4 protein-coding genes are annotated in these 3,304 nt (G+C 43.4%); all 4 read right to left on the bottom strand.

Annotated features, from left to right (window positions below; translation table 11 throughout):
- Positions 1-332: 50S ribosomal protein L20 (gene rplT, locus JZU62_RS05025; RefSeq protein WP_295012523.1), on the bottom strand; the 332-nt coding region annotated here is incomplete at its 3' end.
- A gap of 94 nt (positions 333-426) precedes the next feature.
- A complete protein-coding gene (gene rpmI / locus JZU62_RS05020) occupies positions 427-621 on the bottom strand; it encodes a 50S ribosomal protein L35 (protein ID WP_295012521.1) in 195 nt (64 codons plus the stop codon).
- Between the two features lie 198 nt (positions 622-819).
- A complete protein-coding gene (infC, locus tag JZU62_RS05015) occupies positions 820-1,347 on the bottom strand; it encodes a translation initiation factor IF-3 (RefSeq protein ID WP_294895530.1) in 528 nt (175 codons plus the stop codon).
- The gene (thrS, locus tag JZU62_RS05010; RefSeq protein ID WP_295012519.1) at positions 1,347-3,155 is read right to left on the bottom strand and encodes a threonine--tRNA ligase; all 1,809 of its coding nucleotides are present in this window, start codon (positions 3,153-3,155) and stop codon (positions 1,347-1,349) included. Before thrS ends, infC begins: the two co-directional genes overlap by 1 nt.
- Between the last annotated feature and the right edge of the window lie 149 nt (positions 3,156-3,304).

Raw genomic sequence — 3,304 nt, 5'->3', positions numbered from 1 at the left:
ACGGTGAGGGCAGTAAATGCCGCTGCGTCGTTCATAGCGAAATCAGCAAGGATTTTGCGATCAAGTTCGATGTTGGCACGTTTAAGGCCGTTCATGAATACTGAATAGCTCATTCCGTTTAGGCGACATGCCGCATTAATACGGATAATCCACAATTTACGGAATTCACGTTTTTTCTGTTTACGGTCACGAAACGCGTATACAAGTGAGCGCTCTAATTGCTCTTTCGCTTTACGGAAATGTTTGTGGCGTGCACTGTAGAAACCACGTGCGAGTTTCAATACTTTTTTATGACGTCTGCGTCTTACGACACCAGTTTTTACTCTTGGCATTTTTTTCCTTTCTTGACCCGGTTCACTTCAAATATAAATGACGGGGTGCCGCTATGCGGACTTGCCCAGCGTTATGCTGGAGGGTTAATAGGGTTTAGCCTACGATCATCTTTTTGATGTTTTTAACATCAACAGCTGCAACCACTTTTGGTGCATTCTGTCCACGACGAGTTCCTGCATCTTGTTTAGTCAAAATATGACTACGGAATGCAGAACCACGTTTAACAGTGCCGTTTTTCTTTACATTGAAGCGTTTAACCGCCCCTTTTACTGATTTCATTTTTGGCATCGGCTTGATCCTTTCGCAAAAATTCTCTAAACGAGACGCGGATTATACCACAAAAAAGCTTTTACTGATGTTTTATAAAGTGTAAGAATGACGAAGAAGTAGGAGTGTGTTTTAAATCTGCCTCATAAGAGGCAAGCTTTAGTGCCATAGCGGCTAGCGTAGCCAAAGGGATGCATTCCTTTGGCGTTCAAAAATGGATTATTTTTTATCGTCTTTTTTCGGATGGATCATCATATTACAATAACGCCCTTCCATGGCAGGTGTTTTATACATCATACCGATATCTTCAACCATTGGCCAAACACGCTGTAAAACAGCAACTGCGGCTTCAGGGTGCGCCATCTCACGACCGCGTAAGAATACACGGAAATGGACATGTTTTCCCTCTTCAAGGAATTCACGAGCGTGTTTTACTTTATAGCTAACATCGTTTTCAGCAATTTTAACCGAAAGTTTGATCTCTTTGACCTCAACTTTAGTTTGCTTTTTACGTGCCTCTTTTTTCTTTTTCTCTTCTTGATAATGAAACTTACCGTAGTCCATGATCTTCGCAACCGGAGGTTTCGCATCCGGTGAGATCAATACGAGGTCAAGCCCCAGTTCGTTGGCTTTAGCCATAGCCTCTTGGATCGTAATAATCCCTAATGCTTCACCACCATCTACTACACAACGTACCTCAGGAACGCGGATATCCTCGTTCATTTGGACTCGGTCTTGTTTCTTAATCAAAAATGTACCTCATTAATTTTTTGTTTTACCATAGCGAGGAATTCCTCTTCGCTCAGGTTGTATTGCTCACGTGATCTGCGATCTCGCACTGCAATGCTTTTGTTGTTTACCTCTTCATCGCCTAAAACGATAATCATAGGCACACGACCCTTTTCCGCTGTACGGATACGTTTGTTAAGACTTTCGTTTTTATCGAAAATCTCAAAATCAGCACCCAAATCGATCAATTTATCGGCCAATTCACGTGCGTACGCTTCGTGCGTAGGGGCAATCGGAACGATAGCCACCTGCGTCGGAGCGATAAACATCGGGAACTCCCCAGCGTAATGCTCCGTCAATATACCAACAAATCGCTCAAAAGAACCTAAAATTGCACGATGAATCATTACCGGCTGTATTTTAACGTTCTCTTCGCCGTTGTATTCGAGCTCAAAACGCGCCGGAAGGTTGAAGTCGAGTTGGATCGTTCCACACTGCCATTCACGCCCGATAGCATCGGTAATTTTGATATCGATTTTAGGACCATAAAACGCTCCGCCCCCCTCATCGATCTCGTATGCAAGGTTATGTTTATCCATCGCATTTTTAAGTGCATTGGTAGAGATTTCCCATACAGCGTCATCACCGACCGCTTTTTCAGGTTTTGTCGAGATCATCATTTTGTAATTAAATTCAAACGTAGACATAATTTTATCGACGAAATCAACAACTTCGATGATTTGCTGCTCGATCTGATCGGTTGTACAGAAAATATGAGCATCATCTTGAGTAAATTCACGAACACGGAACAATCCGTGAAGTGCTCCCGTCATTTCGTGGCGGTGAACCACCCCGTACTCAAAATATTTGAGAGGAAGATCACGGTACGAATGTAAATCGTGTTCGTACACTTTGATGTGACCGACACAGTTCATCGGTTTTACCCCAAATTCGAGTTCATCAATATGGGTGAAATACATGTTTTCACCGTAATTTTGATAGTGACCCGATACTTTCCAAAGGTCGCTTCGGAGCATCTCAGGGCCTCGAACCGGCTCATACCCACGCTTACGGTGAGCTTTGAAAAGAAGTTGCTCCAAACGTGAACGCATGCGCGCCCCCGCAGGGAGCCAGATCGGGAATCCAGCACCGACCTCTTCACGGAACGTAAAGAGTTTCATTTCGGCACCGATTTTACGGTGGTCTCGTTTTTCAGCTTCCGCCATTTGATCGAGATACGCTTTAAGTGACTCTTTATCGGCAAATGCGATTCCGTAAATACGGGTCAACATCTCGTTTTTACTGTCACCGCCGAGATACGCACCGGAGATTTTGGTCAATTTGAAATAGCGGATCAAACCGACGCTCGGCAAATGCGGTCCACGGCAAAGATCTTCAAATTCACCTTGTTTATAAATCGTCACGGTTTCGGATGGAATACGATCCATAACCGCTTGTTTCAAATGATCGTTTGCAAATTTTACACGTGCTTCGTCTTTGGTGATCTCGTAACGTTCGATCTTCTCTTTGCCTTTGGCAATATCGAGCATTTTTTTCTCGATGGTTTTAAGATCCTCTTCGCCGATGGTTTCATTTACTTTGAAATCGTAATAAAAGCCCTCTTTTACCGTCGGTCCGACGAAAAATTTAGCGTCCGTATAAAGTGCTTTGATCGCCTCAGCCATCAAGTGAGCACAGGAATGTCGAAGGACTTCGAGAGACTCAGGAGAGTTGTCATAAACAATCTCTTCGCCGCTAATTCCAAGTGCCCCAGCAGTTTGTAAATCGATAATTTGATCATTATGCTTGATTGCAATAATATCCATTGGGGTGCCTCGTATGAGAAAATATCGCGGATTATACGGGATTATTGATTGGTTTACGATTAAATAGATAAATTTTGAGAAAAATTAAGAAGAAATGGTGGTCCCAACAGGACTCGAACCTGTGACCACTACCTTGTCGAGGTAGTGCT

This window comes from Sulfuricurvum sp. (assembly GCF_019163035.1).
In the GTDB taxonomy this organism is placed as follows: domain Bacteria; phylum Campylobacterota; class Campylobacteria; order Campylobacterales; family Sulfurimonadaceae; genus Sulfuricurvum.
Note: the sequence above shows the minus strand (reverse complement) of the source record. Positions and strands in the feature narration are given on the sequence as shown.